Annotated in this window: 5 protein-coding genes; all 5 read left to right on the plus strand. The window is 35.4% G+C overall.

Annotated elements, in window-relative coordinates; genetic code table 11:
- Window positions 1-122 precede the first annotated feature (122 nt).
- The 5 genes from GQR46_RS15230 to GQR46_RS15250 all read left to right on the plus strand — a co-directional run bounded on the left by GQR46_RS15230 (window position 123) and on the right by GQR46_RS15250 (window position 5,644).
- On the plus strand, window positions 123-1,532 hold the full coding sequence (locus GQR46_RS15230; RefSeq protein ID WP_165741372.1) for a DUF2130 domain-containing protein: 1,410 nt from the start codon (window positions 123-125) through the stop codon (window positions 1,530-1,532).
- A gap of 58 nt (window positions 1,533-1,590) precedes the next feature.
- The gene (locus GQR46_RS15235; RefSeq protein ID WP_165741373.1) at window positions 1,591-2,850 is read left to right on the plus strand and encodes an SIR2 family protein; all 1,260 of its coding nucleotides are present in this window, start codon (window positions 1,591-1,593) and stop codon (window positions 2,848-2,850) included.
- Entirely contained in the window at window positions 2,843-4,714 is a 1,872-nt protein-coding gene (locus tag GQR46_RS15240) for an ATP-binding protein (protein ID WP_165741374.1), read from the plus strand. The genes GQR46_RS15235 and GQR46_RS15240 overlap by 8 nt, the downstream gene beginning before the upstream one ends.
- 13 nt (window positions 4,715-4,727) lie before the next feature.
- Entirely contained in the window at window positions 4,728-4,937 is a 210-nt protein-coding gene (locus tag GQR46_RS15245; RefSeq protein WP_024604007.1) for a KTSC domain-containing protein, read from the plus strand.
- Window positions 4,938-5,236: 299 nt separating this feature from the next.
- Entirely contained in the window at window positions 5,237-5,644 is a 408-nt protein-coding gene (locus tag GQR46_RS15250; RefSeq protein ID WP_101162764.1) for a hypothetical protein, read from the plus strand.
- The last annotated feature ends 82 nt before the right edge of the window (window positions 5,645-5,726 follow it).

The following is a 5,726-nucleotide window of genomic DNA, read 5'->3' on the forward strand; positions in this document are numbered from 1 at the left end:
CTGCGGTTAATAAGAACTTTTAGATTGCTTTATAAACAATTGTTATTAACTTTTTTAACTGTTAAGTTATTTAAATCGGTTGAATGGAAGTTGATTTTTATCATATTAAGGAAGAATAAAGCATGCATGAAATCATATGCCCACACTGCAAAAAAGCATTCAAAATTGATGAAGCAGGATATGCTGATATTTTGAAACAAGTTCGCGATGATGATTTTGAGCAGCAGTTACACAATAGGCTTGAATTAGCCGAAAAGGAAAAGTTGAATGCAGTTCAACTTGCTAAAAGTGAAATTAGCAATGAAATGCAAAAAGCAGCCACAGCTAAAGATTCTGAGATACAAGAGTTAAAATCTTTATTAGAAACTGGAGAAGTTTCAAAAAAACTAGCCGTAACTGAAGCCTTAAGTAATGTTCAAAAGGAAAGGGATGCACTAGCTAATGAACTTGAACAGGCTAAACGAGATAAACAAACAAGTTCTGAACTTGCCTCGGCGAAACTTACGAATGAAATACAGGTAACAACGGCTACAAAAGATAAAGAAATTCAGGAATTAAAAACCAGACTAGATAATATTCAACTAGAGCAAAAAGTGGCTATTAGTGGCGCAGTAAATTTAGTTGAAAAAGAACGGGACGAATTAAAAAGTAGTTTGAAGCACGCCGAACTTGAAAAGCAAATCGCTGAAAAATCTCTCAAAGATAAATATGAAACACAGATAAAAGATCGTGATGATGCTATTGAGCGTCTCCGTGATATGAAAGCCCGAATGTCTACCAAAATGGTAGGTGAAACGCTTGAGCAACACTGTGATACTGAATTTAATCGTATAAGATCGACCGCCTTTCCAAGAGCTTATTTTGAAAAAGATAATGATGCTCGTGGAGGAAGCAAAGGTGATTATATTTTTCGTGATACGGATGAAGCCGGTACTGAAATAGTATCAATCATGTTTGAAATGAAAAACGAAATGGATACTACGGTAACTAAAAAAAGGAACGAGGATTTTCTCAAAGAGTTAGATAAAGACAGGACAGAGAAAGGCTGTGAGTATGCCGTTTTAGTTTCTCTTCTTGAACCAGAGAGTGAGCTTTATAACTCAGGAATTGTAGATGTTTTTCACCGTTATCCAAAAATGTATATAGTCCGTCCACAATTTTTCCTTCCAATCATTACGTTACTACGTAATGCATCTATGAAATCACTTGAATACAAAACTGAACTTGCCCTAGTTAAAGCACAGAGTGTAGATATAACAAATTTTGAAAACGATCTAGATTCATTCAAAACAGCTTTCGCTAAAAACTATGACTTAGCATCCAGAAAATTTCAAACAGCAATTGATGAAATTGATAAATCTATTGACCACCTGCAAAAAACCAAAAATGCGTTAATGAGTACAGACAGAAACCTTCGTCTTGCCAATGATAAATCACAGGACGTCACAATTAAAAAGCTAACACGTCGTAATCCAACGATGGCTGCTAAGTTTGATGAATTGAGTGATGCCAGTTCTTCTGATGACAAGTAATAATTTGGTTAAAGCATAAATATATAAAATTTAATTAATAGAATGGAAGCGAAGTAATATGCACGATTATCATGATCCAGTTAGGCATTTGAAATATCTTAGGCAGTCGTTATCTCAAGATAATGAAGCAATTGGTTTTTTTATTTCAGCTGGCTGTCCTTTATCCGTAAATATGCCTAATGACCAATGGCCGTTAATTCCTGATGTTAAAAACCTTACTATTCATATCAATGAGCAATTTAAAGCTAATACTCAATATCAATTGCTACTAAAGGTACTCCAAGAAGCTGGAAAAAATGTAGAAAATATAGAAGACATTCTTAGCTTTTTAAGGAGTCTATTATTGGTATCGAAAGGAGGGGTTGTAAGGGGGTTAACTGAGAGTGAATTGTTAGATCTAGAGAATAAAATTTGTTCAGTAATTGTAGCAAAGCTTGATGTGACCCTACCAGATCAAGAAACACCTTACCATCGCTTGTGTAACTGGATGGGATCTATAGATAGGAAAGTAGCTGTTGAAATATTTACCACAAATTACGATTTACTGATAGAGCAAGCATTAGAGGATTCAGAGGTTCCTTATTTTGATGGTTTTGTTGGATCTCGAAGATCTTTTTTTGATTTAAGAGCTGTCGAGGATTCTTTAATCCCTATACATTGGTCAAGGCTTTGGAAAATACATGGATCAATTAATTGGTATCAAGAAACTGAAAAAGATAAAGAAGGTAAAGATGTTAAAAAAGTCTACCGCTCTTCTGAAATTAAAGAAGGTGCATCACACTTAATATATCCATCACACCTTAAATACGAAGAAAGTAGGAAGATGCCTTATCTTGCTTTAATAGACCAATTAAATAGGTTTATAAGAAAAAAATCATCACTTTTAATTTTATCAGGCTATTCATTCAATGATGGGCATTTGAACGACACTATCGTCAATGCACTAAAAGCAAATCCAACAGGAATGGTGCTTAGTCTTATGTTTTCAACATACGAATTAAGGGATGGGAATAACGAATTAGAACTTGATAGTAATGGAGAAGCAATTGAACGCTATCCAGAAGCTTATAGGTTAGCAAATAGTAGACACAACCTTAATGTTTGGACGTATGATAAAGCAATAATTGGGACAAATGCTGGTTCTTGGAGCGCACCAAAATATGATGAAGACGACTACGATATCAGAAGCTTTATTGATAGTAGTAAAGCTGATAATGATGGAAACGTTAATACATTAATTAAGCTTGGTGACTTTTCTGTGTTTACCAATTTTCTAAAAAAGATAATCGGTTCACAAAAGGATGGACAGGATGTCTAATAAAGAAACATATCTTGGTGATGTACAAGATGTCAGCGGTACATCAGTCAGTATTTCCCTATCAGCAGAGTCACTAACTGGGTTTGTATACATCGATGGGCAGGGGTACAGAGTTGGTCAAATCGGTAGCTTTGTTAGGATACCAGTTGGCTATATTAATTTGTTTGGAATTATTAGTCAGGTTGGAGCAAGTGCGGTACCTAAAAACCAAATTGAAAACGAGGTTGTCGGTAATAGATGGATGACAATTCAGCTAATAGGAGAAGGTCCTAAAAATGGATTGTTTCAACGAGGCTTATCTCAATACCCTACTATAGGAGATGAAGTCCACCTAGTATCAGAAAAAGAACTTAAAAATATTTATGGGCAACCTGATAAACCTTACTTTGTAAAACTTGGACATGTCTCCAATGCAGACTCTATACCCGCATTAGTTGATGTAAATAAATTGGTTACTCGGCACTCTGCTGTTGTAGGTACAACAGGCTCAGGTAAGTCTACGACAGTGGCAAGCATTATGAACGCATTGTCAGATGTTGAAAGATATCCATCTTCGCGAGTGATCATGCTCGACCTTCATGGTGAATACGGGCAAGCATTACAAGACAGAGCTTACATTTATAAAATTGATGGTAATTATAAATCAAAATTAAAAGAGAAAAAATTATACATTCCCTTTTGGGCGTTAAATTTTGACGAATTGTGCGAAATAAGTTTTGGGGAATTTAAAGACGAAAAAGTCAAAAATGTTGTTATGGAACGAGTTCTAAAACTTAAATTAGATTCGCTGAAAATATCGCCTAGAAAAGGGGCATCAGCTGATACTCTCAGTGTAGATTCTCCAATCCCATTTAGTATTCATCAGTTATGGTATGACTTATATGTTGAGACGTTTGGAACATATTATAAAGTAGCAGGTATGCAACCAATCGATAACCTTGCTTATGAGAAAGATGCAAATGGTATTGATTTAATTGGTGATGCTTCTAAAGGAATCGCTCCTGTTTTTAAACATGTGGAAACTGGAGCTGGTGAGGCTAAGATTAATTATTTACCAGGATCGCATCAAATAGGAAAACAGCTTTTATTGTTAGGGACAAAACTTAGAATTCCAAGATATGATTTCATTTTTAAGCCTGATAATTGGTTGCCAGATAAAGATGGTAAAGTTGTAGATGATTTAAATTTATTACTTAAAAATTGGATAGGTAGTGATAGGCCTGTGACCATTTTAGATCTCTCAGGTATTCCAGCTGATATTTTACAAACAACAATAGGTGCGTTACTTCGATTGCTTTATGAGGCACTATTTTGGGCTAGAAACCTATCTCAAGGAGGCCGTCATCGACCTTTATTAATTGTTATGGAAGAAGCGCATATATATTTAAACTATGACTCTAAAGGGATGGCATCTAAGATTGTTCAAAGGATAGTTAAAGAAGGTCGGAAATATGGTATTGGAGCTATGATTGTGAGCCAAAGACCATCGGAAATTAACCCGACAATACTTTCACAATGCGGTACTTTCTTTGCGTTGAGATTATCAAACGCTACAGATAGAGGACATATAACATCGGCTATATCTGATAATTTAGATGGTTTAACGGGGATGCTGCCAATATTAAGGACAGGCGAGGCAATAATATTGGGTGAGGCAGTTAAGCTTCCAATGCGGACAACCATTCAAGCTCCACCGAAGAATAGGCGTCCAGATAGTCAAGACCCTATCATTTATGATGAAGTACCTATTGAAGATTCACAAAACCCAGGTGGATGGGGGCTTGATATGGAACCTAATCCTAATTATGAAGAGCTCATTGAAACTTGGAGATCACAAAACCCTAAAATTGATAAAGTTAAATAACAAGGAAATAATTATGAATATGATAAATGTTGATTCTAGTAATGTAGCAGCAGTTGGCTATGATGAAGAGAGTACTACACTTCAAGTAGAATTTAATAACGGAAGTGCATACCAGTACTTTGATGTTCCAGAGCATTTGTTTAACGGTTTACGGGACGCTGACTCAGTTGGTGGTTTCTTAGCTGCAAATATTAAAGGAAGTTATCGTTACTCCAAAGTGTAATAAAGTTATTTAATCGAAGCCTATTAGCCTTAGCTAATGGGCTTTTTTGATTTCACCGCGATAGTAAAATGTCTTTATTAAACATAGTATTTGATATAATTGAAGAAAAATGCATTCGAATATTAACTTAGTACATTATATGCTGTAGTTTATTAAAAATTTATTTTAAATTAGACTAAAGTCTATAGGTTAGATTTATTCACTTATTAGGTTTGTTTTAATCGTTTGTCGGTTTTGTGTTAATTCTCTAAAGTTCAGTTGTCGGCAACAAGCACGGCTTAACCAACAGGACTACGACCATGAAACTTACTCTTATCAAAACTATCGCTCTTAGCTCACTACTTACATGTTCAGCTGCTGCAATGGCTGAGCAAAGTGATTACAAATTAATGGTTATTGAAACTGCAACAGCGCCACAGCCACTTGAGCAATCATTTAATAGCTGCGCACTGAATGTTAAGTCAAAAAATTACGCTGAGGCTGAAGCAATTTGTACTAAAGCAATTGCGCTTTTAAAAGACGCAGATGGCCCTAAATTTAAAGTACGCCAACTTACATCGTTTGCATTAAGTAACCGTGGTGTTGCACGTTTAAAAGCGAACAACGACACTGCTGGCCTTGCTGATTTATACGAAGCAAACCAAATGTCTACAAGTACAATGGTATCGCACAACTTAACTCGCGCTAAAGAAGAGCTTTCTTTATAAACACTTTATAAAGTGCTTACCAAAAGCATGTTATAAAATAGCGAGAGTAAAAAAGCCCATGTTAGGTTAATTCCTAACATGG

This window comes from Pseudoalteromonas sp. Z1A6 (assembly GCF_011378745.1).
GTDB classification, from domain to species: Bacteria; Pseudomonadota; Gammaproteobacteria; order Enterobacterales; family Alteromonadaceae; genus Pseudoalteromonas; species Pseudoalteromonas arctica.

Bases quoted from the DNA above. Each gene is read 5' to 3' on its own strand.
- GQR46_RS15230 (WP_165741372.1), top strand. From the start codon at position 123: ATGCATGAAATCATATGCCCACACTGCAAAAAAGCATTCAAAATTGAT.
- GQR46_RS15245 (WP_024604007.1), top strand. From the start codon at position 4,728: ATGAATATGATAAATGTTGATTCTAGTAATGTAGCAGCAGTTGGCTAT.
- GQR46_RS15250 (WP_101162764.1), top strand. From the start codon at position 5,237: ATGAAACTTACTCTTATCAAAACTATCGCTCTTAGCTCACTACTTACA.
- GQR46_RS15235 (WP_165741373.1), top strand. From the start codon at position 1,591: ATGCACGATTATCATGATCCAGTTAGGCATTTGAAATATCTTAGGCAG.
- GQR46_RS15240 (WP_165741374.1), top strand. From the start codon at position 2,843: ATGTCTAATAAAGAAACATATCTTGGTGATGTACAAGATGTCAGCGGT.